General features: G+C 49.1%; 25 protein-coding genes. 4 read left to right on the top strand and 21 right to left on the bottom strand.

The window, feature by feature from the left end:
• The 8 genes from PHH59_RS13015 to amrB all read right to left on the bottom strand — a co-directional run.
• The coding region (locus PHH59_RS13015) for a helix-turn-helix domain-containing protein (RefSeq protein WP_300016837.1) at positions 1-539 on the bottom strand (539 nt) is incomplete at its 3' end.
• 417 nt (positions 540-956) lie between these two features.
• Positions 957-1,520: a transposase gene (locus PHH59_RS13010; RefSeq protein ID WP_366145459.1), complete on the bottom strand. Its 564-nt coding sequence runs from the start codon at positions 1,518-1,520 to the stop codon at positions 957-959.
• A 118-nt stretch (positions 1,521-1,638) separates the two neighbouring features.
• Complete coding sequence (locus PHH59_RS13005) at positions 1,639-2,655, bottom strand: hypothetical protein (protein ID WP_300016834.1); 1,017 nt, start codon at positions 2,653-2,655, stop codon at positions 1,639-1,641.
• A 206-nt stretch (positions 2,656-2,861) separates the two neighbouring features.
• Positions 2,862-3,770, bottom strand: a complete 909-nt coding sequence (locus tag PHH59_RS13000; RefSeq protein ID WP_300016831.1) for a hypothetical protein — start codon at positions 3,768-3,770, stop codon at positions 2,862-2,864.
• 706 nt (positions 3,771-4,476) lie between these two features.
• Positions 4,477-4,866 (bottom strand): type II toxin-antitoxin system VapC family toxin, encoded by a 390-nt coding sequence (locus PHH59_RS12995; protein WP_300016828.1) that lies wholly within the window; start codon positions 4,864-4,866, stop codon positions 4,477-4,479.
• Positions 4,867-4,889: 23 nt separating this feature from the next.
• Positions 4,890-5,138, bottom strand: coding sequence for an AbrB/MazE/SpoVT family DNA-binding domain-containing protein (locus PHH59_RS12990; RefSeq protein WP_300016825.1), 249 nt, complete (start codon positions 5,136-5,138; stop codon positions 4,890-4,892).
• 256 nt (positions 5,139-5,394) lie between these two features.
• Positions 5,395-5,952 carry an AmmeMemoRadiSam system protein A gene (gene amrA / locus PHH59_RS12985; RefSeq protein WP_300016822.1) on the bottom strand — a complete coding sequence of 186 codons (558 nt, stop codon included), beginning with the start codon at positions 5,950-5,952 and terminating at the stop codon, positions 5,395-5,397.
• Positions 5,939-6,718 (bottom strand): AmmeMemoRadiSam system protein B, encoded by a 780-nt coding sequence (gene amrB, locus PHH59_RS12980; RefSeq protein ID WP_300016819.1) that lies wholly within the window; start codon positions 6,716-6,718, stop codon positions 5,939-5,941. Before amrB ends, amrA begins: the two co-directional genes overlap by 14 nt.
• A 97-nt stretch (positions 6,719-6,815) precedes the next feature.
• Here amrB and amrS point away from each other — a divergent pair, with 97 nt between their 5' ends.
• A complete protein-coding gene (gene amrS, locus PHH59_RS12975) occupies positions 6,816-7,913 on the top strand; it encodes an AmmeMemoRadiSam system radical SAM enzyme (RefSeq protein ID WP_300016816.1) in 1,098 nt (365 codons plus the stop codon).
• 141 nt (positions 7,914-8,054) lie between these two features.
• On the opposite strand, the gene PHH59_RS12970 is transcribed toward amrS, so the two are convergent.
• The 7 genes from PHH59_RS12970 to rpsF all read right to left on the bottom strand — a co-directional run bounded on the left by PHH59_RS12970 (position 8,055) and on the right by rpsF (position 14,971).
• Positions 8,055-9,635: a bifunctional aminoglycoside phosphotransferase/ATP-binding protein gene (locus PHH59_RS12970; protein WP_300016813.1), complete on the bottom strand. Its 1,581-nt coding sequence runs from the start codon at positions 9,633-9,635 to the stop codon at positions 8,055-8,057.
• 197 nt (positions 9,636-9,832) lie between these two features.
• Positions 9,833-11,224, bottom strand: a complete 1,392-nt coding sequence (locus tag PHH59_RS12965) for an MFS transporter (RefSeq protein WP_300016810.1) — start codon at positions 11,222-11,224, stop codon at positions 9,833-9,835.
• A 179-nt stretch (positions 11,225-11,403) separates the two neighbouring features.
• Positions 11,404-12,690: a lipid IV(A) 3-deoxy-D-manno-octulosonic acid transferase gene (gene waaA, locus PHH59_RS12960; RefSeq protein WP_300016807.1), complete on the bottom strand. Its 1,287-nt coding sequence runs from the start codon at positions 12,688-12,690 to the stop codon at positions 11,404-11,406.
• A 152-nt stretch (positions 12,691-12,842) separates the two neighbouring features.
• Complete coding sequence (gene rplI / locus PHH59_RS12955; RefSeq protein ID WP_300016804.1) at positions 12,843-13,292, bottom strand: 50S ribosomal protein L9; 450 nt, start codon at positions 13,290-13,292, stop codon at positions 12,843-12,845.
• A 36-nt stretch (positions 13,293-13,328) separates the two neighbouring features.
• Positions 13,329-14,195 (bottom strand): DUF2232 domain-containing protein, encoded by an 867-nt coding sequence (locus tag PHH59_RS12950; protein ID WP_300016801.1) that lies wholly within the window; start codon positions 14,193-14,195, stop codon positions 13,329-13,331.
• 76 nt (positions 14,196-14,271) lie between these two features.
• Entirely contained in the window at positions 14,272-14,496 is a 225-nt protein-coding gene (gene rpsR, locus PHH59_RS12945; RefSeq protein ID WP_300016798.1) for a 30S ribosomal protein S18, read from the bottom strand.
• A gap of 28 nt (positions 14,497-14,524) precedes the next feature.
• A complete protein-coding gene (gene rpsF / locus PHH59_RS12940) occupies positions 14,525-14,971 on the bottom strand; it encodes a 30S ribosomal protein S6 (RefSeq protein ID WP_300016795.1) in 447 nt (148 codons plus the stop codon).
• Positions 14,972-15,217: 246 nt separating this feature from the next.
• Between rpsF and PHH59_RS12935 the strand changes: the two genes are divergently transcribed.
• Together PHH59_RS12935 and PHH59_RS12930 are read left to right on the top strand one after the other, a co-directional pair.
• Positions 15,218-16,471 (top strand): HlyC/CorC family transporter, encoded by a 1,254-nt coding sequence (locus PHH59_RS12935; protein ID WP_300016792.1) that lies wholly within the window; start codon positions 15,218-15,220, stop codon positions 16,469-16,471.
• 109 nt (positions 16,472-16,580) lie between these two features.
• A complete protein-coding gene (locus PHH59_RS12930) occupies positions 16,581-17,222 on the top strand; it encodes an FHA domain-containing protein (protein WP_300016789.1) in 642 nt (213 codons plus the stop codon).
• Here the strand turns inward: PHH59_RS12930 and radA are convergent.
• From radA to PHH59_RS12905, 5 genes are all read right to left on the bottom strand, one after another.
• Positions 17,219-18,598 carry a DNA repair protein RadA gene (gene radA, locus PHH59_RS12925; protein WP_300016786.1) on the bottom strand — a complete coding sequence of 460 codons (1,380 nt, stop codon included), beginning with the start codon at positions 18,596-18,598 and terminating at the stop codon, positions 17,219-17,221. The genes PHH59_RS12930 and radA overlap by 4 nt on opposite strands.
• The gene (locus PHH59_RS12920) at positions 18,595-19,422 is read right to left on the bottom strand and encodes an NAD-dependent epimerase/dehydratase family protein (RefSeq protein WP_300016783.1); all 828 of its coding nucleotides are present in this window, start codon (positions 19,420-19,422) and stop codon (positions 18,595-18,597) included. The genes radA and PHH59_RS12920 overlap by 4 nt, the downstream gene beginning before the upstream one ends.
• Positions 19,423-19,532: 110 nt before the next feature.
• Positions 19,533-20,198, bottom strand: a complete 666-nt coding sequence (locus PHH59_RS12915; protein WP_300016780.1) for an SPOR domain-containing protein — start codon at positions 20,196-20,198, stop codon at positions 19,533-19,535.
• 3 nt (positions 20,199-20,201) lie between these two features.
• Positions 20,202-21,962: an arginine--tRNA ligase gene (gene argS / locus PHH59_RS12910; RefSeq protein WP_300016777.1), complete on the bottom strand. Its 1,761-nt coding sequence runs from the start codon at positions 21,960-21,962 to the stop codon at positions 20,202-20,204.
• Positions 21,963-22,224: 262 nt separating this feature from the next.
• Complete coding sequence (locus PHH59_RS12905; RefSeq protein WP_300016774.1) at positions 22,225-23,577, bottom strand: phosphoesterase; 1,353 nt, start codon at positions 23,575-23,577, stop codon at positions 22,225-22,227.
• A 238-nt stretch (positions 23,578-23,815) separates the two neighbouring features.
• Here PHH59_RS12905 and PHH59_RS12900 point away from each other — a divergent pair, with 238 nt between their 5' ends.
• Positions 23,816-24,160, top strand: a complete 345-nt coding sequence (locus tag PHH59_RS12900; RefSeq protein ID WP_300016771.1) for a hypothetical protein — start codon at positions 23,816-23,818, stop codon at positions 24,158-24,160.
• Here PHH59_RS12900 and nirJ read toward each other — a convergent pair.
• Positions 24,141-25,289 carry a heme d1 biosynthesis radical SAM protein NirJ gene (gene nirJ, locus PHH59_RS12895; RefSeq protein WP_300016768.1) on the bottom strand — a complete coding sequence of 383 codons (1,149 nt, stop codon included), beginning with the start codon at positions 25,287-25,289 and terminating at the stop codon, positions 24,141-24,143. The two genes, PHH59_RS12900 and nirJ, sit on opposite strands and share 20 nt — an antisense overlap.
• Positions 25,290-25,360 lie beyond the last annotated feature (71 nt).

The raw sequence follows: 25,360 nt of genomic DNA, 5'->3' as shown, positions 1-25,360 counted from the left end.
GTTTTAGGGTCGTCGTAGGCGAGCCCGTAAGTATTGCTGGTTTTCACCGGGGATAATTGGCTGGTCTTGCGCCATTCGATAAATACCCCGACCGAATCGTTCAATGTCTCAACCGCCCCACGATGCTCCAGTACGGCGACTTTGGTTTCTTTAAATTCCACGATATTTACTTGCATGTTGGTTTTTCCTCTGGGTATGGGTAGCTGATATTTTTCATGCCAGGACTTCCATTGCGGTTTTTTTCTGAATTGTGAGGGTGTCTGACCAAAGGATTTTTTAAATGCACGGGCAAACGATTCCGGATTTTCGAATTTGGCGTCAAATGCAATATCGATAATCCGTAGATTTTGGCTAAATGCCAATTGGTACGATGCTCGTTTTAAACGTGTCAACTGGATAAATCTGAAGACATTAATCCCCATATACTCAGAAAATTGCCGGTGGAAGTGATATTTAGAAAATAGGGCAATCTGGCTTAATCGTTCGACAGATAAATCTTTATCAAGGTTGTCCCGGATGTAGCCACATACTCGGCCCATTCTGTCTTCATATGAACTTATCTGCATAGCAAGTTCCAGTAATCTCTAATATCTCTTCTAGGCGGGGCTTATTCTGTCATACTCCTGAACGGGTATCCTGACCATAATTGCTATTCTAAAAACCGATATTTTCCTGTAGTCGCGGGCTGGGTGATGGATGCAAACTAGCACAATTGGCGGGCGGCACGTACGCTTGTCACTGCGCAACTTATAAAATCCTGGGGGCGCATTTGAATGCATTTTTGCAAAGTGCAAAGCCAACATAATCCGGCTGTTTTTGATCAACGGTTGACCGTTCTTGCTGGGTTACGCCGGAGTTCGTGAGCCTGCAAATGGAAGCAAGCAATCTTTAAAAATGGAGATCGATGCTTCCGACCCAAAGCACGATAGGATGGGTGGAGTGGTGGCGAAACCGATCTATTCAAGCTCCAAATCATCACCCGCTCCGGCCCAATCCACAGGGAGATGACCCAAACGCACAAAACGGTGGAACGACAAATAAGGCCAATCCGTTACCTGTCCGACATAGCCGTGTTTAACCGGATTGTAATGGATATAATCGACGTGCCGCTGAAAATCGTTTGAATCCCAGATGGCGTGTTCCCAAAACCGCCGCTGCCATATCCCCCTTTCCTGCTTGCGGGCGCGGCTTGCCGATATACGCTCATCTTTGGCCAACCCTCTGGAAAATGCGGCTTTAGTTTGCCGCCAACGCAGGCTGAAATCCGTGTCACCTTCCGGCAACGTCCAAATGGTATGGAGATGGTCGGGCAATACGACAACCGCTTCAATCTTAAAAGGATGCGCCACCATGACTTCCCCTGAATGCCGTCCGCAATGTGCCAATATGTTCCACCAAAAGCTGGCGTTTACGCTCGGCAAGGTTGACCGTAAAAAAATAACCGCCTCCTTCGATCCGGTAGCGGAGTCATCATACAAGGCTAGGATGACGTAAGGAATCCCAGCATTTTGCAGCTTCATTGCTGGGATTACGCTATCGCTTCATCCCAGCCTACAAGCTGATGACCCATCCAGCATCGGACGGTGGAACGTCAGGCATAAACAACATGTCCGACCTTGGCTTTAAAAGCCGACACCCTTAATTGATCTTAATTTCAACATAAGTGGCATTATTTCCTTCAAATTTTTCAGCGATCACATCCAAAGGGTCAACAATACAACCCAGCCAATAACGCCAGCCACTGATGACGGCGGCAGTATTGGGGATCACTAAAGCGGTTCTAAAGGTGGATGGGTCATTATCCCGCTTGAATGACAATGAGCTTGTTTTCAATAAGATATTGGCTGCCGCAAGGTCAATATAGCTATCCAAGGACAGGTAATAATTGACAGTTGCCATCAGCGGCGTGGTGGTGCCTGCGTTTTCGTAGGTCAATTCCAAGTACACCGTCTGGCCTTTGTTCACCTTATAGACGGGTTCAGGGCAAGCGGAAATGGGCGGGCCATTGGCATCGGGCTTGCTGTATGGGCATTCCTTGGGCAGTTCCGCACCGCCGCTTGGGGCATCAAAAATTTTGGTGCGGTGGTGGACGCTATAAAAACTGCCACCACCATCCGCCTTTTGCGCATCACGCCACCAATGGCTGACGCTCAAATCCTCGTTTGGCGTGGCTGAAGCACCATAGATGGCAAGCAAACCACCGGCCGAATCTTCACCGATGTACGGCCTGATGGCACTGCCATTGACCACAATCAGGTTATCGCCACCCATCAGATTCATCTCGTCTCCTTCGTGTTCCAATCCGGCACTGTGCCCCATCTCGTGCATGACGGTGGAGGTGAGGTTTTCGTTGCTGCCTCCGTATTCAAATAACTCTGTTTTGGCAAGCAAGTTGTATTGGATTTTGTTGGTGCCTACTGGAGCGCGTGACAAGCGGTATTTAGTGTTGATGCGAATGTCGGATTCTGTTGCAGTGCAGGTTGGAGAAATCTCGGAATCACTTCGTTCAACCGCAGCTATTGCGAAACCATCATCAGGGAAAGCTATTCTAAGGTCTGTAAACCAGATTTCGCTTTCATGATTGGATAGACCCACACCATCAGCGTTATCCAAACCGCCGAATGTATATCTGAAGCTGCTAGGATTAAGGTTCATGCGTCTAATCGCCTCGAAAACTCCATTGTATTGCTCCGAATTTATGGGAATGCTATTGGGATCGAAAACTGGTTTATATTCCTTGATATTCCAATGTTTCTTTGTGTTGTTCAAACATGTAATCTGCTCCCAAGCAATCGATTTTGGTGATTGAAGCGAAAATCCGAACATGACGAGTGCAACCAATAATTTATGCAATTTCATAATTATTCCCCTTGTTGAACGCCAAAGGTGGGCATTTCTAAAAGTCCCGCTTCTCTTTTTTGATTTTGTTCAAACATAGCTTTTGCTCCACGGTAATAAAAAGAGTCTTTAAAATCAGCACTTTTCACGGGTTTTTGTGTTTGTGCCCCCGCCATGAATTGGTTTTTCTCCAAACCGCGTAACTTTTTTTCGATAACCTCGACAAATTCATCAGGCCCCATCCGTCTAGCATCTTGGGGCTGTGTCCAACCGTGTTTTCTGGCTTTTTGTGGCAACACCTGACCCAACTTTTCCGCTTCTTGCTCGTCTTCCAGCCCATAAGGCGCGGTAAAGTCAATCCCGCCTTCTTTAGTCAGCCAAGTCACTGGATAAATTTTATTATTGACTATAGAAAAACGTCCTTGCCACCAACCGACCAGAGGGTTCATGGCGTATGCATAATTACCGTGTACGAACAGAATGTCGCTGTCCCCTATCATAAAACGTGGCATACCAGATACCATACACACCATACCTTCCCCTAATTGCTCCGTCATAGCCGGTTGCTGTTCTATTACCGCCTCTGTCGGATTCATAGTCGGCTGTTGCTCCAATCTGGCCATCTGTTTTTTATAATCAAAAACTACACAAGATATAAACGGCAAGGTGAACGTAGCCCCGCCTCCTTCTATCTGGCCTTTAATGAGACGATCAACACGAAAAGTGACGAAAGCATAGAATTCTTTCTCATAATTCGATCCCATGTCAGATGCAATACGCGACTCAATTTTCGTGACTGTCCCTTGAAAAATTAGTCCGGCTTCTGAGATGGCCTCATCCAGTGTGACACGGTCAACTTGGGTTGCGAAAAGGCTTCCTGATGCCAGCAGCAATAGGAAGCCCGCTAAGATGTTAAAAAATTTGTTGGACATGTTGATTCCTCTAGGTTGTTTGGGTTTCGGAAAAGCGTTGTTGGCACTACGGGCGCAATGGCTAACGGGCGGCATCTATCTAATGCTTTGCCGCAGACACCCTAGCACAAAGGGATGGAATAAAATATCAAGGATTACCACAAAAAGCGTGAAGGATTACCAGATTAGAAAAATAATCCCTATTTAGTTGCCGCTAGATTTTAGCTGGCTATATCTAGTGTTGCCGAGAGCATATTTTTGCTGTAGCCATTGAAAAAAACAGCGAGTAGCCCGTAAGGAGCGAAGCGGATTACGGGATTTTCCAATTCCAATATGGCGTATTTAATCGCATCGATTCGGTACGGGTGTTTGAAATTGGGAATTGCCCGGTTCCGAACCCTGTATTTTTTATGCCCTGTGGGTACGCTATCGCTGCATACGGACTACCTGTTGCCTACTAAAATCTATCAACGGCTAACTTCAACATCCAATCTCTGAGCGGGACGGTTTTTACTAACCCCGTCCCAAACTTTTCAAATCGCCAACAACCGCAAAAACGTTAAGGGCGGGTTGAATAACCCGCCCTGCGCTAAAGTTTAAACTTGTTTTACGCGGGACGGGGTTTGTAACCCCGTCCCAAACATTTTGATGCTACCGTATCTTTGAGCCTTATGGAAAATTCTACGGACTGGACAACATGCTCCGTCTGGCTTGGGTTTCCGATAAATCAAGGCGTAGGGTGGCTGTCCGGCGTGATTAACAATACACCCGGAAAATAAGTACGGTAACGCTTAACATCACGGGTCAGCAATTTGAAACCTGCGGACTGTGCGTGAGCGCCGATGTAAAAATCCGGCAATGGGGAAGTTTTGCCCCCTCCTTGCCGCCGATATCGGACAAAAGCTTGGCCTGCCAGATAGGCGGCTTCCCATGGCAGTTCGGCGCGTTCGATACCCAGTACATTGAGTACCTGATCGAGTTGCGCAGATGCTTGATACATGATCGACAATTCGGCATAGATTAATGGGTTGATGAAAACCTGGTCATGCAGCAAGGCATCGGTCAGCGTTGCCCTAGCCCATGGCAACCACTGCGGATCGTGCTTGATAAAGCACATTGCTGTCAGCCAAGACCATTGTTTTAATCCTCTCCACGGGTCATGTGCATGATCTCATCGGTGCTAAGGTCAGCATTCGCGGTTGCGCTACCTTCGACTTGCCCCATCGCCTGAAGTATCTTCTGCCGTTTCTCTACGCTGTCCGTAGCCACTTTCTCCAGCCACAAGCGTCCATTTTCGTAGCGGATTTCCAGCTCGGAATCCGGTGACAAACCAGCCTGCCGCCGGATGTGTTCGGGAATGGTGATTTGTCCGTCAATGGTTAGTTTCATAAAGCAGGTTCTCTCATGTTTGGCCTAGAATGATGATACGTTCGGCATCATAGCATAACCGCATGTTGGCCTTTAAACATCGGCATATTTCGTGGTTTTAAGCTTGTTTTTCTTCAAATTATTCCCTTGCCTAAACCGATTTTTACCGGCAAAACCTAAGAGGCGAAGGAATTTTGGAGGCATTGCCGATAAGCGACAACCCTAAGAAAAACATGAAAAATCTATACCCTATCCGGCATTTTTGTGCGGTTTCGGCTCAATCTATCACGTCAGCACGATAGCGGGACACCCTGACCGTATCAGACCAGTAATTGGCAGGCAACCCGGCTTTTTGTTTCAAATGCCTCAGAAATTGCCTGGGTTCAGGCAGTGATTCCCACACGGCGGGCAGAAACGTGCCGCGCCGGTAGCCTTCTTCCAAAATCAGGCCGTCTATGTCCGGCTGGAGTTTATCCAGCAAATCCTGTTCAGAGGTGAAGGCAATCGGCTCGGCGGGTGTAAGTATCGACAAATGTATTTCCAAACTGTCCAGTTCATCGGTTTGCAGCGGCGGAAACCGTGGGTCTTTAAATGCGGCGGAAAATGCGTTTTCGGCGATGTCTTCCGCCAAGGGTCTGACGGCTTGCAACATGCCGATACAACCGCGCAACTGCTGATGTTTTTGCAAGGTTACAAAGGTCGCCCGAATCTCCAGCAATTCAGCGGGAAAATCCGCCAAATTGATTTTCAAGGGCTTGCCTGTCTGCAAACCCTGTGCGATGGAGCTTTTCGCCAAGGCCAGTAGTTGCTGTTGATGGGCTTTATTCAATGACATACGCGCCATACCCCACGACCCGGTTTTTATCGCCTGCGGTATCGCCGGAGTTGCGCAAGTCGATAGTTTTAATGCTGAGTGATTTTTCCTGGGCCACTTTCAACAAGCCGCTGACCGGCACCCTGCCACAGGCGGATTCAAAAGAGAGGCGGTCATATTGTAGGTTTTCTATCAATTGGCTGGTTGCTTTGTCCAGCCGTTGCGCGTTTGCGTAATCATGGTAGTGGCTAAGGTCAGAACTGATGACGATCAGCGTTTCTTCGCCGCCCCACAAGGCATTGATCACTTGGGCCACCTGTGCCGGTGTCGCGTCACCTGCGACTATCGGTACGATGTTGAAACTGTCCAGCATTTCCTGCAAAAAAGGCAGATGCACTTCCAAACTATGTTCGTACAGATGCGCTTGTTCAAGGTAGTCGACAAACGGCAACTGCGCTATGGCCTGCACAGCCTCCTGGTCGATGGGGATAGCACCTAAAGGCGTGATGAAGTTTTCCGCCCTGCTCACGGACAAGCCTGTGAAAGCCACCCGATGGGAAGGGCCGATGAGGACGACCCGCGTGATCAAATCATGGGCTTTTTTTAAACGGGTGTAGGCGGATGCGGCGACCGGCCCTGAATAAATGTAGCCCGCATGGGGTACTATCATGGCTTTGGGCACTAAAGCACCACAATCCGCATCAGTGAGATACTGATCCAGCAAAGCATGGAGTTGTTTGGAATCGGCCGGGTAAAAAGCCCCGGCCACGGCAGGTAGTCTGTTCATGAGCATATCCTCTTCCGATAAAATTACTCTATAAAATCTATCTGTATCAGTATATGCTGTTTTCCAAGAGTCCATAACCAGTTTTAGGAGCCAGGCAATGACTGAATTTATTACGCACGACACGGTAAGCACCCGCTATTGGCATACGCTGGATGATGGCCGCATCCAATGTGACCTATGCCCACGGTTTTGCAAACTGCATAAGGATCAGCGCGGCTTGTGCTTCGTCAGGCAAAACCTGGATGGTCAGGTGGTCATGACCAGTTATGGGCGATCCAGCGGTTTTGCGATTGACCCTATCGAGAAAAAACCGCTGAACCATTTCCTGCCAGGCACGCCCGTGTTTTCTTTTGGCACCGCTGGCTGCAACCTCGCCTGCAAGTTTTGCCAGAATTGGGACATCAGCAAATCGCGGGAAATGGACACGCTGATGGGCCAAGTATCGCCCGAAGCGATTGCCCAAGCGGCCCTGGCGCATGGCTGTGACAGCGTGGCCTATACCTACAATGATCCGGTGGTGTTCCATGAATATGCCATCGACACGGCACAGGCCTGTAGAAGTTTAGGGCTCAAATCAGTCGCGGTGTCGGCGGGTTATGTCTGCGAGCAGCCCAGGGCGGAATTTTACCAATGGATGGATGCCGCCAATATCGACTTGAAGGCGTTTACTGAAGATTTTTACCACAAGATCACCGGTAGCCATTTGCAGCCCGTATTGGAAACGCTGCAATACATCAAACAGGAAACGTCGGTTTGGTTGGAGCTGACGACGCTGATTATCCCCGGCGAAAATGATTCGGAAGCCGAATTGGAAGCGATGACGCAATGGGTGGTCGAAAATCTGGGAGCGGATGTGCCGATGCACTTCACCGCCTTCCACCCTGATTGGAAAATGTTGGACAAACCACGCACACCCGTTTCATCGTTGTTGCAAGCGCGGCAGATCGCGTTAAAAAATGGCGTGCATTATGCATACATAGGCAACACTCATGACAAATCCGCCGACAGCACTTATTGCCACGGCTGCGGCAAGTTATTGATAGGCCGCGATTGGTATGAATTGTCTGAATGGAATTTGGACACGCAGGCTTGTTGCCGGTTTTGCGGGGAGCCTTGTGCCGGTGTTTTCAAGCCACAACCGGGCAATTGGGGGGGCGAAACGGCAAGCGGTGGCGATGGAACAATCCGCTTATGATTTGGTTAAAAATAACTTCCCTAAATCACTACCGAAATCGTAGAGACCTGGCAGGTTTTTAAAACCTGCCAGGTCTAAATGCCGGGAAATTATTAATGACCAAATCCTTATTGAGTTATTGAGACCGTGCTTTCAGTGGGCCTACGAATTCTTTAAACGGCCCAGCAGCGTCTCCAAAACATTGTCAACATGGCCGCTTTCAGTATCCACGGTTATGCTTATATTTCGCTCTTCTTCCGATAACGCTTGCGCCGATTGCCGTTGTTGCTGCAAAACCGCAACCGTTGCTTCGGATACATCCTGCTGGCGTTGCCCGATACGTCTGCACAAGGTTTCATCTGATGCTTGAAAATCAATGATTAAAAATGGCGTTTGGCATTCGCTGGCAAGCTGGCGAAATAAATCCCGTTGTGCTGTTTTAAGAAAAGCCGCATCGACTATTGCGGAAAAACCGGCATCCAGCACCCGCTTCGCCAGTCCAGCCAAATGCTGATAAGTCTGTTGGCTGGCTTCCTGGGTATAAACCCCGTCATCAACCCCGCTACCGGTATTGGCTTGCGCGGTGTAACCAAACAATCGTTTGCGTTCTATATCCGAACGTATTTGTAACGCGCCTATTTTTTCCGCCAATTGGCCGGCAAAAGTGGATTTTCCTGAACCCGAAAAACCGTGGGTGATGATCAGCATTGCCTTGTTGTTTTGGATAAACCGCCCGGCCAGATTGGCGAAAAGGGCGTACTCGGAACGGATTTGGACAAAAACATCGGCATCTTGGTTTTGATTCGCCCGCAATAAGGCGATTTTAGCCCGCACCAGCGCACGATAAACCAAGTAATAACGCAATACTGCCAGCCCTTGGTAATCGCCAGTCTCTTGGAGATAGCGGTTGAGAAAGCGGTAGGCATAATCGGCATAGCCGAAACGTAGCAGGTCAACCATCAAAAACGCCACCTCGCTCATGACATCAATCCAGCGCAGCATCGGGTTGAACTCGATACAGTCAAACAGGATGACCTTGCCGTCGATCAGCGTCATATTGCCCAAATGCAAATCGCCGTGGCATTCGCGTATAAAACCCTGTTGCTGGCGTTGCTGCATCAGCAGGGATTTATTGTTAAATTCGTCGTCTCCCCAAGCTTGGATGGTCTCCAATTGCTGCAACTGTACTTTATCGTCCAAGAAATGCCTGATACCATCAAAATTCTCGTTAAACCAATAGCGGATTTCCTGGCTGCCGCCAAAAGGGGATAGTCCGTCGGTTTTTGCAATAACCTGATGAAAATCGGCAATAATGCCAGTGATTTGGTCAATTTCTCCGACCCCCAACTGAGCACGCCCGGCGGATTCGCGCAAGGTTTGCACTGAAGGGAATTGCCGCATCTTGACGGCATATTCGATAGCCTCACCTTGACCGGCCATTTGGGGATGCCCTGCTTCCCCCGTGATCGGCACGACATCAAGATACCAATTTGCAGCCAGGCGTTGGTTCAGCCTTAATTCTTCATGGCAATAAAACTGGCGTTTTTCCAGGGTAGAAAAATCCAGGAACCCGAAATTGACCGGTTTTTTGATTTTGTAGGCGTATTGACCCGTCAGCAACACCCAGGAAATATGGGTTTCGATGAGTTGGATGGAAGCGGTTTGATGGGAATATGCCCCTGCATCACAGAGGGCGTGAATCAAGGCTTGGCCTGAATCTTGTGCTGTTTTTTGGCTGTTCAATCTCGTCCCCTGTAATCCCACTGGTTATTATCAGGCTTATTCCAGCCAGCCGTCTTGCGGCTGCACTGATGCCAAATAGACTCCAATCGGTCAATTTTTCGGTTTTTAGTGGTATGGTAGCCAAATACTTTCGCGGATCAGTCTAACAAATAGACCGATGCGAAATGACGACAAATAGCCTATTGTTTAACCCACCTTTATGCCTGGCTGTATTGCATCAACAAGTCCTGCAACCGGGCCTTATCCAACTGCTGGCTATCGACTTTAAGATAAGCGACGGCATCGCTAAAATTTAACGTCACTTCCGCCACGCCCTTGATACCCAGCATATTGTCAGCCAATTCGTTGGCCTTTTCTTCATTAAGATTAGCTAGGGAAATCAGCATATTGGCGAGATAACGCGGCGGGTTCATCCATAGGGCGACCACCAGCCAGCTTAACGCGGCGGCGGCGCAAAATAAAAATACGGCGGTTTCGCCATACTCGCCCTTAAACCAGCCGCCCATCAGCCCGCCAATAAACAAGCCCATGAATTGGCAACTGGAATACGCGCCCATCGCCGTGCCTTTTAAGTCGGCGGGCGCAGTTTTTGACACCAGCGACGGCAAAGTCGCTTCCAGCAAGTTAAAGCCACAAAAAAACACGCCCAGACAGCCGATAATCGCATACAAATTTTGCCCCGCTTGCGACAGCCCCAGTTCCGCCAGCAAGATCACGGCAATTGCGCCTATAAATACTTGTTTCATTTTGCGTTTTTTTTCAGCAATGATGATAAACGGTACCGCCAAACCCATAGACAACACGAACACAGGCAAATAAACCATCCATTCATGACCCACAGGTAGGCCAGCGGTACGCATGTCGATGGGCACGACGACAAAAATCGCCATTAAAATCAAATGCAGGATAAAAATGCCGTAATCCAGGCGTAGCAAATCAGGATTTTTCAGCGCGTCCAGCATTTGCGACGGCACAAACTCGGTGTCGCGGTGCAATTTGGAGAGGGTGGGATTGGGGACTAACCAAAGCAATGTCGCCATCGCCAGCACCGTCAGTACGGCGGTGGCCCAAAACACGGTTTGTACGCCGCCAAAACCGGAAATGATCGGCCCTGCGACGATGCCGACACCAAACGACAAACCGATGCTAATACCGATGGTCGCCATCGCTTTGGTGCGATGGACTTCTTGGGTCAAATCGGCGACCAAGGCCATCACGGCGGATGAGATCGCGCCGGCACCTTGAAACGCACGGCCTATCAGCACGCCGTGGATGGTGGTGGACAAGGCGGCGATAACGCTACCAATGAAAAACAGCAGCAGGCCGAAAATAATCACTTTTTTGCGCCCGAAGCGGTCGGAAATCAGGCCGAAAGGAATTTGCAACAGCACTTGCGGTAAACCGTAGATGCTCATCGCCAAGCCGAGCAAGGCGGGTGTCGAGCCTTCCAGTTGCTGGGCAAATAAGGACAGCACCGGCAAAATCATAAACAAGCCCAGCATCCGCAGGGCGTAAATGCCCGCCAACGACAGGGTCGCGTAGCGTTCCGACGGGGTCATGGGGCTGGTGATGTCTTGTACGCTGTTCAAAACGAATGTCTCCTGGGTGTCGGTTGGCTTGTTTCGGGTTGGCTTGTTTCGGGTTGGCTTGTTTCGGGTTGGCTTGTTTCGGGTTCTTGTTAGCGGTACATGATAGGGGTTGCGGCAAGCTTGGGCAATAGCATAAGCCATTGGGCGGGTTGGAACGGCTGGAATTGGCCCCGTCGCTTTTATAAACCTGATGGGCTTGGGTTGGTTTTGGACAAAGCCGGTTCCAACAAGTTGAAGATACGGATGGTCGCCCCTTGGTTGGCCTGGATAAAAGCCAAGCCGTTGGCTATCAAGGCCGCCCTGTAATCGGGTTTGGCGTATAAGTCCATGATGGCTTGGATAAGCCCTGCGTCCGTCTGGCATTGGATGGCGGCGTCGTGTTGTAAAATACTGGCGGCAATGGCTTTGAAATTTGCCATGTAGGGGCCAAATATCACCGGCACACCCATAGCTGCGGCTTCCAAAACATTATGGCCGCCGACAGGGACCAGGCTTCCGCCGACAAAAGCCGCATCCGCCGCCCCATAAAACAGTTTCAGCTCGCCCAAGGTGTCGAGCAGATACACATCAGTGCCGTCGGTGCAGCCCATGCCGGAAGTGCGGGTGACGCAACCCAACCCTTGCTGGCTGCACAATTGGACGGCTTCGTCAAACCGCTCGGGATGGCGTGGTGCGATTAACAACAATAATTCGGGAATTCGTTGTTTTAGCTGTAGGTAAAGTGGCAATAAACGCGCTTCTTCACCTTTGTGTGTACTTGCCGCCAACCAGACAAAGCGTCCGGGAAATAAATTCGCCTTGAGTTTCCCGCCCTGTTCGGAAAGGTCTCCGGCAATTTCCACGTCGAATTTGATATTGCCGATGGTACTGACGTTGTTTTTTGCACCTATCGCGGCAAAACGTTGGCAGTCTTCTTCGGTTTGTGCGGCAATATGCTTGATTTGCGCCAAGGCAGGCCGGATAAGCCACGCTATACGCCGGTATGATTTTGCCGAGCGTTCAGATAAACGGGCATTGATGAGAAACAAGGGGATCTGCTGTTGACCGCAGAGGGCGTAGAGATTCGGCCAGATTTCCGTTTCCATGACCACCGCCAGCCTAGGCTTGAAACAGCGCGTAAAACGCTTGAGGACATCCGGCACATCATAGGGCAGATAGACATGGCTGACCGTGTCTTTTAACACGGACTTGACCCGCGCCGAACCGGTCGGGGTAGTCGTGGTGATGAGCAGGCGTTCTTGAGGATAAGCTTGCTGCAAACGTTTGACCAACGGGAACAATGCTTCGGCTTCGCCAACGGAAACGGCATGGAACCAGATGACATGGTCAGGATAGCTTTGCGTATAAAAAGCCAGCCGCTCATGCCACCGCTTCCGGTATTCAGGGGCTTTGATGCCCCGCCACCACAAGCGTAGCAGGATGCCCGGCATCAGCAGATAAAACAAACAGGTGTAAAAAATCCGCATAAACGCAGTTGGCTCAAAGAATCAGGTCAGCATGGTACAAGATTGCTTTTATGGTCAACCCTGCTTAAGGGAATCCGTTGCTGAATGGCCTGTAGCATATCCGCAGAAGAAAGGACGCATTTACGCCAAGGCAATGCGCCCTTACTGGCACCCTAGACTTCTGGTACGACTTTAATGGCTAAGGCCACAATGACATCAGTGTGTACCATAATGTCGATGTCAAAATCGCCAATATGGCGGATTGCGCCATGCGGCAAACGGATTTCATGTTTGCCGACAGCAATACCGGCAGACGTGATGGCCTCAGAAATATTATGGGTGCCAATTGAACCAAACAAGCGGCCCTCATCACCGGCTTTGTGTGCGATGACAATTTCCAGTTTGCTTAAAGCGGTGGCCCGGGTTTGTGCATCCGCCAATTTTTCAGAAGCCGCTTTTTCAAGTTCGGCACGGCGCACTTCAAACTCGGCAATCTTGTTTGCGGTTGCAGGAACGGCCTTACCTTGTGGGATCAGGTAATTTCTGCCATATCCGGCTTTGATGTTGACTTTATCGCCCAGGTTACCCAGGTTTGCTACTTTCTCAAGAAGAATGACTTCCATCTTTTTAATCCTCGTCAGTGGGGGTTAGCCCATTATTTACGCTTTCGGCGTATTGTGTGTAGATTGATATTTTCGTAAGTCCAGCCACGCATCGACCAAGCCGACCACAGCTACCAGCAATAGGGCGTGGGGTATTAAAAACAAGGTGATATACAGCATCGGCACAGTAAACCGTGCCAGTTTCATGGCGGCAAACAAGGTATGCAGCACGGAGGTGCCCACCACGCTATAAAGCACAAACAGCAGGATGGCGGCATTCCAGGCGATTTCAGAAACGGTCCCTGGGAGCACTAAAGCGATGGCAATGACCACCATACTCCCTATCGCCAATCTCGGCTGCATCCTCAGCGATAAATACTCGGTTTTGAATCCGCCAGGATTGTAAAGATTAGCTTGCCACCAACGCCCCAAAAATAGGCCAAACAGTAGGCTAAAAACCGTTCCCGCAGCCGCCACGCCGGTCATATAATGCGCCAACAGATCAGTTGCCCGCTTAAAATCATCAACAGGCGTATCCAGAGGCAAACGTGCCGGTAACATTTGGGCAAACAAGGCGTTCCAGATGGCAACCATATTCGGGTTGTACAAATAACAGCCAATTACGGCAATAACGCCCAGCAACACGGCAATTTCCACTGCCAATGATAAATGCCTGCCTTCCCGCAAAACGATGGAAATCAGCCAAACCGGCAACCACAACACCAGCACATAAATCAAGGCAAATTGGTAATTGCCTAATAACAGCAAACCCAATAATCCTGCCGCCAAACTGGAACAGCCCAAGACATATAAGCCTTCCATCGCCCCTAGCCTTAACGTGACCAACGCGACCGCGGCCGAACTTACGACACTAACCGGAGGCATAATGAGCGACAGCAATGCCAAGGAAGAGGCTACAACCATAGCCTGTAACCTTCCCCGCATAATATAGGCCGCTATAAAATCCATTATTACCGATCCAGTTTATATTTGTTTAGCGTTACTTATGTGCATCACAGAAAGGCAACAAAGCAATAAAACGCGCACGTTTAATCGCCACGCACATTTCCCGTTGATATTTGGCAGTGGTTCCGGTGATACGGCTGGGAACAATTTTTCCGGTTTCGGTGATGTAATCGCTTAATAAATCCAAGTCTTTGTAATCAACTTGAACGCCATTTTCTGAGGAGCGGGTGACTTTTTTACGTCTGATGTTACGGGCCATAATGATTCTCTACTGTTATAAATGTTTATTAAGCAACGCTTTCGTTGGCATCGAACTCGTCATCAATGTCATCCAAATCATCGCCGCCGTCACCAACCACAACTTCTTTGGCCGCCGCATCTTTTGCCCTGGATTCAGCTTGCCGATTACCTTCCGCCGTTGCAATGGCAATTGGCGATGGCTCAGTCTCAGCGTGTTTTTGCAACAGGGTCATGCTACGGAGAATGGCGTCGTTGAAACGAAAACCGCTTTCAAGCTCTTCCAAAGTAGCTTGGTCGCACTCAACATTCATCAGCACATAATGGGCTTTGTGGATTTTTTTGATGGGATACGCCAGATGTCTGCGTCCCCAATCTTCTAAGCGGTGGATTTTCCCGGCAGCCGCTTCGATGATAGATTTATAACGTTCAACCATTCCTGGCACTTGGGCACTTTGGTCAGGATGGACTAAAAAGATGATTTCATAATGTCGCATTATTTTTCCTTTCGGGTAAAGCCTTCCCTTAAATTTAGAGCAAGGGTAAAGCAAGGAGGAGCGTACAGCTCCGTGGAACCGCGTATTATAAAGATTTTTCCATTATCAACAAAGCATTATCTGTACTTTTGAATATTCCCGATTGCAGAAAAACTAAATAATGCTTGACCGCCATAATATTGATGCTTGACAAAAAACCTGCATAGTAGAAACTAAAACCGTTTTAACTACCCAAGAGTATCCTCTTTGAACGAACTGCCCCTTAGTATGCTCTTTGGCATACTCGCACTGATGCTGATCCTTTCCGCTTTTTTCGCCGGATCAGAAACTTCTTTAATGTCGTTAAACCGATACCGATTAAGGCATTTGGTCAAACTCAAAAATCCGGGCGCAATAAAAACCCATAAACTGTTGCAACGTCCAGACCGTTTACTGGGCCTGATTTTGCTCTGCAACAATTTTGTCAATAATTTCGCCGCGTCGATAGCCACCGTCATTGCCATAAAAATGTATGCCAATGATGAATCCATCATCGCCGTCGCTACCGGGATATTGACTATCGTCATGCTAATTTGCTCAGACGTAACCCCAAAGACACTAGCAGCCATCAAACCCGAATTGCTGGCCTTCCCTGCCGCCTGGATTTACACGCCTTTGCTAAAAATACTTTACCCGGTCGTTGTTTTCGTCAATTTGTTCGTCAACCTATTGCTACGCATCGTCGGTGTCGATGTCAACAAAAAAGCACCTGACTCCCTCAATAGCGAGGAATTAAAGAGCATTATCACCGAAGCAGAAAGCTTAATGCCACTGCGCTACCAAAAAATGTTGCTAGGCATCCTGGACCTGGAATCGGCAACGGTTGAAGACATCATGACCCCGCGCAATGAGATTGTCGGTATAGACTTGGAAGATCCGATTGAAGAAATTATCGGGCAAATTAAAACCAGCCCCCATACCCAAATGGCAGTCTATAAAAAAAGCATAGACCGTGTGATTGGCTTTTTACACTTAAGGAAAGTGTTGGTTGAAGTCAACCAAGCACATTTCGACAAACAGTGCATCATCAATTTATTGAGCAAACCGGTGTTCATTCCTGAAAGCACCCCTGTGCATACCCAAATGCTCAACTTTAAAAACGAAAAAATACGCATAGGTTTGGTCGTCGATGAATATGGCGATGTGCAGGGCTTGGTCACGCTGGATGATTTGTTGCAAGAAATCGTCGGTGAGTTGATCACCGATGAAGTTTCCGCCGCGCAATTGCAAAGTGATGGCAGCTATTTGGTTGATGCCGGCATCACCATCAGGGAATTGAACCGCCTCACCCAATGGTCTTTGCCGACCGAAGGGCCGAAGACACTTAATGGGCTGATCATTGAAGTCATTGAAACAATCCCGGAACCCGGCACCAGCATTGACTTGCATGGCTACCATCTGGAAGTGATAAAACGCAATAAAAACACAGTAAAACTCGTCAAATTTTTGCCCAAACAATAGCCTATATTAAGAATTCGAATTTTTACTGCCATAAATAGTGGTTTTTCTTGAGTATCTAAAAATATAAGGTCTATAATTAAACCTAATTGAAAGCTAAATGTAATGTTACATGGCAAAGCTCACTGTTTTTTTTAAATACAAAGCAATCGACTCGTACTTGTTTGAAAAAGGCGTTGTCCATATTGGTAGGGAAGAGACTAACGATTTAACCATCGACAGCCTCGCCGTCGCCCCCGCTCATGCGGCAATTATCACCCGCGACCATATTTGTACCGTTAAACAATTAAACGAAAATTTTCCGTTAATTGTCAACGGCAAAAAAGTCAAGGAATGCGACCTGAACAATAACGACACCATAACCATCGGTAAGCACGATATTGTCTACAACACCACCGAATCCATTGACCCAGAACCCCCTCAAGAAACCGAAAACTTCGATTACAGCAAAACAAACACGGTAATGTTTGACATGGATCAGGAGTTGTCCTTACCGCCAGCCAACCTGCAAGTTTTGAATGGAGCCAATATCGGCAAAGTTCTGCCAATCAAAAAATCCATGACCCGTCTTGGCAATGCTGGCAGCGGTGTTGTCGTCATCTCAAAAAGAAAAGATGCTTATTACATATCCGCATTGGAAAAAAAAGGTACTTTAAAAATCAATGAGTTGGACTTGGAAGACAGCAATATCAAATTATCAAACAATGATATTATCGTCATTAACCAAACTTCATTGCAGTTTTTTCTAAGTTAATCAAAATCATCCAAAACATCCAGTGCCTCAGATAGCGTGGACACTGGATAGACCCGCAAATCAGCCAACTTATGCTTAGGCGCGTTCGCCTTAGGCACCACCGCCTTTTTAAAGCCATGTTTGGCGGCATCGTTCAGCCGCGCATGACCGTTCGCCACCGGCCTGATTTCCCCACTCAAACCGATTTCACCAAAAAACAGCGCATCATGCGGAATCAGCTTGTTTTTCAGGCTGGACACCACGCTCATGACTATCGCCAAATCTGAACCTGTCTCACTGACTTTAATACCGCCGACGACATTGGCATAAATCTCATCCTGCGCGGTCATGATATTGCCATGCCTAGCCAACACCGCCAGCAACATCGCCAAGCGATTTTGGTCGAATCCCACCGCCAAGCGGCGCGGGTTGCCGTATTGGCAATCCACCACCAAGGCTTGGATTTCCACCAACAAGGGGCGGGTGCCTTCCCACAGCACAGTGACCACGCTGCCGGATGCCGGAGTTTCGGCGCGGTTCAAAAACATCGCCGACGGATTTTTGACTTCCTTTAGCCCCGTGCTGTCCATCGCAAAAAAACCCAGTTCGCCGACGCTGCCAAAGCGGTTCTTGTCAGCCCGCAACACGCGGTAACGGGCATCGTCGGTGGAACCCAGCATTACTTGCGTATCAACGATATGGCTTAAAGTCATAGGCCCCGCCAGCGATTGGTCTTTAGTCACATGTCCGACCATGAAAATGCTGACCTGGTGTTTTTTCGCATATTGCGTCAAATAGCTAGCCGATTCACGCACTTGCGACACCGAACCGGGCGCGGAATCGGCATCCTGGGTGTGCATGACCTGGATAGAATCGACCACCAAAATCTGTGGCTTGATGCCGTCCATGACATCGCAAATCCGCTGCACCGAGGTTTCCGCCAACATCAGGATCTTGCTGGCAGGAAGCTTGAGACGGTGCGCCCGTTCGGCGATTTGTTGCAAGGATTCTTCGCCTGACACATACAGCACGCCCACATCGCGGTCTGCCATATTGGCGATGGCTTGCAACAGCAAGGTGCTTTTACCCGCCCCGGGTGCGCCGCCAATCAACACCACGCTACCCACGACCATACCGCCGCCCAGGACACGGTCAAACTCGGAAATATCGGTCAGGACACGTTCGGCTTGCGACAGATTAACATCGGACAATCGCTTCACTTCCGAAATACTGCCCGCATATCCCGCCGCACGGTCATGACGGTCAGACGCGGCATTGCCTAGGCGCACTTCCTTAATCGTATTCCATTCGCCGCAACTCGTACATTGCCCACCCCAGCGCGGAAAATCGGCGCCGCATTGTTCACAGACAAAAGCGGTCTTGGTTTTTTTGCTCATTTGACCAACCCGGCATAACCCGCCCGATAACTAGGATACCGGAATTGATAACCTAAGGCTTTCAAGCGTTGGTTGCGGCAACGTTTATTGCCATCCGCCAGGCCATCAATGGTTTTTGCAACGGGTGGCCCGCAAGCCATCTGGGCCGCCAGCCATGAAACCACCTCCCATAACGGGGCGGGATCATCATCACTGGCTAAATAACACGCGGCCAACGGCGCACCCGCCAAGCGTTTTTGCAATAGAAACACCAAAACCCCAATACAATCCTGCTGATGGATACGGTTGGTAAAATAAGGGGGGGTTTGCTGGATAGCCGGGCTTTGCCTTGCCGTCCGCAACAAATAGTCCCGGCCTGGCCCGTAAATGCCTGAAAAACGCACGACGACATGGTTAGGATTGGTGGCAACCACCCGTTGTTCGGCCTGACAGATCAATTGGCTAGTGATGGCCTCCGGTTCAGTTGCCGAATCCTCATCAACCCACTCCCCTTGTGATTGCCCATAAACGCGGGTGGACGACACAAAAAACCAAGCTTGCTTAGGAAATTTTGCCAACGCATTTTGAAGGCCATCCACATAGACGCTTCGGTAGCTGGACTCAGTACGCCCATCGGCGGAGACGATAAAAAACACCACATCAACCGCCAAATCCAAGGCATTGATGGACTCGGTCGAAGTAATATCGGCCTTGATGTACTGGATGAGGGATGGTGTTTCTGGAGGTTGGCGTTTCAAACCTGTGACAACATGGCCTTGTGCGCCTAAAGCCATTGCCAAGCCGGTACCAATAGCCCCACAGCCAATGATTAGAACAGATGCCATAATTGTTTAGCCAAGATCGTAGAGTTGTTGCCGTGCAACCCAAATAACGGATTATGCCGGAAGAACAAGCTGATACACAAAAGACTGCCCATCATGACTTTTCTTGCAAACTACTGACCAGGCTTAGAATCACGTTGACGGTGTGGCTTGATAGGCTGCACGACAACCGGTTTGGTCGCCGCAATTTCGGTGACAATCACATTTGCCCCCATGGATTTCAAGCGTAACCGTATGTCGTTGACGCTTTTCATCTGCGTAAAAGGCCCCAGCTTGACGCGATGCAAAGGGACGCCATCAATTTTTGCCTTATCCACTTTTGACGCGATTCCCATCAATGCCAGTTTCGCCCGTAATTGGTCGGCTTCCTTAAAGGTTTTAAAAGAACCGACCTGCATGATGTACTTGGCTTCTTTGGCTTTACCTATCCGCTCCTCACGTTCACGGGTCTTGATTTCATAATCGGGGATGATTTTTTCTTTGTCCGGCAAAACGCTATAAAACTCAAAATGCGGAAGTTTGGGTTTGCCTGGATCGGTTTTTTTATCCGCATCCGCTTTTTTGGCATTTGTCGGAGCTGAAACTTTATCGTTTTTTGTGGTGGCTTCTGCAGGAGCGGACACGGCTTTTTCTTCAGGGGCGGTGATCCGCAAATAAACCAAAAACACCACAAAACCCAGCACCAAGGCGGCAATCAGCAGCCATTGCCAAGTGCCGACAACATGCTTAGGCGCACTTTTCTTTTTGTTGGAAACCCGGTGTTTATAATCTCTAGCCATACATCACATGACTTCGGGAGTGGTGATATTCAAAAGGCGCAAGCCGTTTGCCAGCACTTGCTTGACGGCACAAACCAGATTCAGACGGGCGTTGCGCAAAACCGCATCGTCAACCAAAAAAGGATGGGCATTGTAATAAGTGTGGAAATCGGTCGCCAATTCGCGCACATACATCACGATCTGATGCGGCTCATACTGCAACGCCGCCTTCGCCAACATTTCGGGATAGCGTGCCAACGTGGCAAGCAAGGCGGTTTCATGGCTTTCCACCAAGCAGGGCAAGTTATCCATGCCCAACTCAATATCACGCTCCCAGCCCTTTTCATCCAATTGCCGCAACACGCTGCACACGCGCGCGAATGCGTACTGCACATAAAACACGGGGTTTTCATTGCTTCTTGATGTCGCCAATTGCAAATCAAAATCCATGTGCTGTTCACAGCGGCGCATGACATAAAAAAACCGCGCCGCGTCTTTGCCGACTTCATTGCGCAATTGCCGTAAGGTGACGAATTCGCCGGAACGGGTGGACATTTGCACTTTTTCTTCGCCACGGTACAGCGTCGCAAACTGCACCAGCAACACTTTCAATTTTTCGGCATCCGCGCCCAAGGCCATGATGGCGGCTTTAACACGCGGGATATAACCGTGATGGTCGGCTCCCCAGATGTCGATAACCTGGTCAAAACCGCGCTCCAGTTTGTGGTGGTGATAAGCAATATCGGACGCAAAATAGGTGTATTGACCATTTTCGCGTATGACCACCCGATCTTTCTCATCACCCAAGGCACTGGACGCAAACCAAACCGCGCCATCTTTTTCATATAAATGCCCACCCTCACGCAACCGCGCCAAGGCTTTATCGACCGAACCATCATCCATCAACCGCCGCTCGGAAAACCACTGTTGATAGTCAACGCCAAATTCCTGCAAGTCGTCTTTAATGTCCGCCAAAATATTTTTGAGGCCGATTTGGAAAAAATCACGGTATAAATTTGTACCCAGCAAAGTTTTTGCCCGCGCGATCAACGCGTCGATATGCGTTTCCTTATCGCCGCCTTGCGGTTCGTCGGCGGGGATGTCTTCTTGCACCAAAGCGGCAGGGCGGCGGTAATCGTTGCCGGCATTCTGGTGAATATCGCGGGCGATATCGCGGACATAATCGCCACGATAGGCGTTGCTTGGAAACGGCAGCACTTCGCCGCATTCTTCCAAATAACGCAACCAGATACTGGTCGCCAGGATGTCCATTTGCCGGCCCGCATCGTTGACGTAATATTCACGGTGCACCTCAAAACCCACCGCCGCCAACAAATCCGCCAGCACCGAGCCGTAAGCCGCACCACGTCCGTGCCCGACATGCAAGGGGCCGGTCGGGTTGGCGGAAACAAATTCGACTTGGACTTTTTTACCTGCACCCACTTGGCTTAAGCCGAAACTGGCTCCTTGTTCGTGGATTTGCCTAATGATTTGATATTGGGTGTCGGGATTGACGAAAAAATTGATGAAGCCAGGGCCGGCCAGTTCCACTTTGGTGATCGCGGCATCTTCGGGTAAGGCGGCGATGATTTTTTCGGCAAGTTGGCGGGGATTGGCTTTGGCGGGTTTTGCCAGCATCATGGCCAAATTGGATGCGAAATCGCCGTGTTGTGCATCACGGGCGCGTTCTACGACTATTTGTGCCGCCATGTCCTGTTCTAAAACACCCTCGGTTTTAAGGGTGTTGACGGCTTGCCGGAGCAGTTCCTCTATCTTTTGTTTCATTGCCACATTGCACGGTTAAATCTAAATAAAGTAGTGCATTATCCACGAAAATCAGTTAATTATCTATCCGCACCTATGTGAAGTGCAGACAAGTGCTTATAAAATATTTTTTTATGCTTTAACAATTACTCTGTATGTGGCCATATTTCGCCAACTTGACCTGATTAGCATCTGATTCCGACATTCTTGCGAAACAACCCAGCAATAAAAAAGGCGGGCAAGTTTACTTGCCCGCCTTTTGTTTCATCTGTCTTCTGGCAAATTAATTACCCTGACGCACGAACACATCTTTACCAAAGGGTTTCCGGCTATGAACCGCCGCGTAACCCAAATGACCCAAGCCGTCATCACCACCCTGCGTGATTCCGAGCAGATCTTCATAACTACGCAGTGCCGAGTAGTGGTTGTAGTGACCGATAGTGTTTACGCTACCTGGAGTAATAAAGAGTTTGTTGAATAATACGGCACCGACTTGTCCACCGCCCGCATAAACATAAGGTTTAGTCGGTGGTGTTTGCAAATGGAACATGCCTAAAATCGGGCTGAATCCGGGATTGTTAGTATTCGGCCCGATGGGTGATCTGCATTGCGCTTGATTGACTGCCGGACAGGCTCTGGAATCGGTGAAACCGGATTCGTCGAAGGTCAGCACCACCAGCATTTTGCCGGAGCGATACGCAGGTGAGGAAAAAATCATCGGCATCCAGTGTTTCAACCAAAGATCAGCGGCAACCAAGCCGCCAATGTTTTTACCGTTGATGTCTTTAGTCCCTTCAACATTGGGGGCGACGCAAGTCGCATCGTGACCGTCATTGCAAAGGTTTGGTGTAACGAACATAAATTTCGGCGTACTACCGATGCGTTTCAGGTCGTTGTAAAGATGGCCGGTGAATTTGTCTTCAGTACCGTTGGTGCCGACTTCCAATTTTCCTAACGGGACGACATGGCTATCACAACGGGCCTGGTCGTCAATGACGGAATGGAAATAGACAAACGGGTTATGACGGGTCGCATATTGGTCATTGGCGGCGGCACTGTTGGAATGGTCAACCCCCCCGATAGGCGGGTGCGCGCAGGCGGTGCCGCCTAGCAGATCCGGCGTGCCGTAATCACGGGCGGGATCATCACCCATGTCTTCCGCATAAGAACGCCAGTTCAATGGTTTCTCGGGGTACAGTTCATCAAGCTGATCGCCGATAGTGATGGCACCATGAGAATGTGCTGTCGGTGCTGGGAACACGCAGCCATCACCAACCACTTGACCCGGATAAGCAACTTGGTCAGCGTCTTCGCCTGGCGACACATCGGTAAAGCCGCCTACTAGAGGCGGATGATCCAATGAAGCTAAATCCAAACAGTCATTATTGATAGCAGGGGTGGGGGCTTGGCCAGAAACTTGGGATAGATAGTTCCCCAAGCTGACATGGCTAGTGGCAAAATAATTGACGATTAACTGCCCTTGCTTGAGCAAGTTTGAATTCAGGTAAACAGCAGGGGAATTGGGGCCAAAGGTTGTGTTGTAATCCTCATTTTCCAAATCTATTACAAGAACATGGTCAATATGGTTGACTGCATATTTTGGAACGGCGGCGTTAGCCTCTGTTGTGGTAACCAAGGCTGTTAACCCCATCACAGCCCACGCAATAAGTGGTCCGCAAACAGGTACAGATATAGACTTTTTCATGGAGATACCTTTTTTGTTTTTGATGTTGTGTTCATCGGTAAAAAATGAGATTGCATTATCCAGTGCCTGTGTTAAGGAATGGTGAAAGATTGTTTTAGCGTGTTCATATCGCTTGCCTCAAAACGCATTTTCAGGAAAGATCCAGCATAAAACCACGAAGGAGATAACCATGACCGAATCCCGTTTCAACCCCGCCAAACCGATTGCCGTCACCGCCATTTGTATTATCGGTTTGATTAACGCCATCCAAATGCTCAATGTCTTGCTGTCACCTGTAATCAAACAATTAGGGACGTTTTATCTATTGTATTTTGGCACGGCGGCGTTAATCAGCCTGGCATGTATCATCGGTTTATGGTTTTTGCGCCGCTGGGCGGCGTTTGTCTATATGGTGGTTTTGCTGGGCAACCAGATTGTCTTGTTGACGATGGGCTTATGGGAACCAACAGCCTTGGTTGTCCCTTTGGTGATTATTGGCGTAATTCTCAGGTATTTCAAACAATGGCGGAGCTGATTTCCGTATCGGTCAAATAACAGCCCGGATCTTCCGCCCAGACATTGCCTGTCATCTGCATCGCCCGAACCCGCGTGTTGCCGTTGCAAATCGCTTGATAATGGCAACTTGCACAACGGCCTTCCAGCGGCCTAGGGCTTTGTTTTAATCCCGCCATCACCGGATCAGACACATCCTGCCAAATCTCAGAAAACGGGCGTTGTTTAACATTGCCTAAGTTATAGTGCCACCAAAACGTATCTGGATGGACATTGCCGAGGTTGTCGATATTGGCGACATTCACGCCCGACGAATTGCCGCCCCATTGCGCGAGTTTAGCTTGGATATGCGCGGCTTGTTCAGGAAAACGGCGGCGCACCCAATGCAAAAAATACACGGCATCGGCATCGTTATTGCCCGTGACAAATTCCCTATCCTTGCCTGCACTTAGCCAGTCGTAACAAGTCTCGAACATCAAGTCCATCGCCGTGCGGGTGCGGTCAAAATGCGCGTCGTCTTTGCGGTTGCGGTTGCCGCGTCCGCCGTAATTCAAATGCGACAGGTAAAATTTGTCGATGTCATGGTCGTCCATCAACGCTAACAAGGCCGGAAAATCGTGGTAATTGTCTTCGGTGAGCGTAAAGCGGATACCGACTTTAATGCCTTTATCCAAACACAAATGGATGCCGCGCATGGCTTCGTCAAACGAGCCTTTGACCCGCCGGAATTGGTCATGCGTATCTTTAATGCCATCCAAACTGACACCGATATATTGGTAATTAATCTCGGCAATTTGCTGGATATTGTCTTGGGAAATTTTGGTGCCGTTGCTCGATAAGGCCACATAAAAGCCCATGTCCTTGGCGCTGCGGGAAATGTCAAAAATATCAGGATGCAGCAACGGTTCGCCGCCGGACAAAATCAGCACCGGGACTTTAAAGGCTTTCAGGTCGTCCATGACCGTGTAAATTTCCGGCGTGGTCAATTCGCCCGGAAAATCCACATCGGCGGACGTGGTGTAGCAATGTTTGCAAGTCAAGTTGCAGCGACGGATCAAGTTCCAAATCACCACAGGCGCGGCAGGTTTGCGCGTGGGTTTTAAGGGCGTGGGCGCAAGCAGTTCGCGCATGTATTGGCTGAGTCGGAACATGATGATAATTTTGTTATGGTTTTATAAGCTGGCGGAACAACAAGGTATTGGCTAAAATATAACTGTTTTAA

The sequence above is a fragment of the Methylovulum sp. genome (genome assembly GCF_028687615.1).
Classification (GTDB): Bacteria; Pseudomonadota; Gammaproteobacteria; order Methylococcales; family Methylomonadaceae; genus Methylovulum.
The sequence above is the reverse complement of the archived record's forward strand: the minus strand, read 5'-3'. Positions and strand labels throughout refer to the sequence as shown.

Excerpts from the sequence above, each read along its gene's own strand:
- radA (WP_300016786.1), bottom strand. The coding sequence starts at position 18,598 with ATGAGCAAAAAAACCAAGACCGCTTTTGTCTGTGAACAATGCGGCGCC.
- rpsR (WP_300016798.1), bottom strand. The coding sequence starts at position 14,496 with ATGGCCCGTAACATCAGACGTAAAAAAGTCACCCGCTCCTCAGAAAAT.
- rplI (WP_300016804.1), bottom strand. The coding sequence starts at position 13,292 with ATGGAAGTCATTCTTCTTGAGAAAGTAGCAAACCTGGGTAACCTGGGC.
- PHH59_RS12915 (WP_300016780.1), bottom strand. The coding sequence starts at position 20,198 with ATGGCTAGAGATTATAAACACCGGGTTTCCAACAAAAAGAAAAGTGCG.
- PHH59_RS13000 (WP_300016831.1), bottom strand. The coding sequence starts at position 3,770 with ATGTCCAACAAATTTTTTAACATCTTAGCGGGCTTCCTATTGCTGCTG.
- amrA (WP_300016822.1), bottom strand. The coding sequence starts at position 5,952 with ATGTCATTGAATAAAGCCCATCAACAGCAACTACTGGCCTTGGCGAAA.
- PHH59_RS12920 (WP_300016783.1), bottom strand. The coding sequence starts at position 19,422 with ATGGCATCTGTTCTAATCATTGGCTGTGGGGCTATTGGTACCGGCTTG.
- PHH59_RS12950 (WP_300016801.1), bottom strand. The coding sequence starts at position 14,195 with ATGGTTGTAGCCTCTTCCTTGGCATTGCTGTCGCTCATTATGCCTCCG.
- PHH59_RS12900 (WP_300016771.1), top strand. The coding sequence starts at position 23,816 with ATGACCGAATCCCGTTTCAACCCCGCCAAACCGATTGCCGTCACCGCC.
- PHH59_RS12990 (WP_300016825.1), bottom strand. The coding sequence starts at position 5,138 with ATGAAACTAACCATTGACGGACAAATCACCATTCCCGAACACATCCGG.
- amrS (WP_300016816.1), top strand. The coding sequence starts at position 6,816 with ATGACTGAATTTATTACGCACGACACGGTAAGCACCCGCTATTGGCAT.
- waaA (WP_300016807.1), bottom strand. The coding sequence starts at position 12,690 with ATGCGGATTTTTTACACCTGTTTGTTTTATCTGCTGATGCCGGGCATC.
- PHH59_RS13005 (WP_300016834.1), bottom strand. The coding sequence starts at position 2,655 with ATGAACCTTAATCCTAGCAGCTTCAGATATACATTCGGCGGTTTGGAT.
- amrB (WP_300016819.1), bottom strand. The coding sequence starts at position 6,718 with ATGAACAGACTACCTGCCGTGGCCGGGGCTTTTTACCCGGCCGATTCC.
- rpsF (WP_300016795.1), bottom strand. The coding sequence starts at position 14,971 with ATGCGACATTATGAAATCATCTTTTTAGTCCATCCTGACCAAAGTGCC.
- nirJ (WP_300016768.1), bottom strand. The coding sequence starts at position 25,289 with ATGTTCCGACTCAGCCAATACATGCGCGAACTGCTTGCGCCCACGCCC.
- PHH59_RS12995 (WP_300016828.1), bottom strand. The coding sequence starts at position 4,866 with ATGTGCTTTATCAAGCACGATCCGCAGTGGTTGCCATGGGCTAGGGCA.
- PHH59_RS12930 (WP_300016789.1), top strand. The coding sequence starts at position 16,581 with ATGGCAAAGCTCACTGTTTTTTTTAAATACAAAGCAATCGACTCGTAC.
- PHH59_RS13010 (WP_366145459.1), bottom strand. The coding sequence starts at position 1,520 with ATGAAGCTGCAAAATGCTGGGATTCCTTACGTCATCCTAGCCTTGTAT.
- argS (WP_300016777.1), bottom strand. The coding sequence starts at position 21,962 with ATGAAACAAAAGATAGAGGAACTGCTCCGGCAAGCCGTCAACACCCTT.